Source organism: Curtobacterium sp. C2H10, from assembly GCF_025407985.1.
Classification (GTDB): domain Bacteria; phylum Actinomycetota; class Actinomycetes; order Actinomycetales; family Microbacteriaceae; genus Curtobacterium.
On the sequence record NZ_JABXGF010000205.1, the window covers coordinates 1 to 253 of the forward strand.

The 253-nt window shown below is 51.8% G+C and carries 1 protein-coding gene; it reads left to right on the top strand.

The genetic code is table 11. The features are described from left to right. Positions 1-253, top strand: a 253-nt coding sequence (locus tag HWD93_RS18650) for an McrC family protein (RefSeq protein WP_261647626.1), incomplete at both ends; no start/stop codon positions are given.

The window sequence follows — 253 nt, forward strand, 5'->3', positions numbered from 1 at the left end:
GAATACCGCGTCGAGCGGCTTGAAAACAGATTGCTAAAAACCGCGATCGATAAGGTGTATGGCTACACCAGTAGCCCCGCGCTGCTGCAGAAATTGAATCGTCTACAAGCGCTATTTGAGCCCATCCCCGGGATCGGCAATATTGATATGGCTTTCCGACAGATTCACCTCGATCGCCACATGCAACATTATTCTCCGGCGCTGGAGTGGGCCAGGCTCATTCTAAAAGGTCATTCACCGCACTGTATGCAGG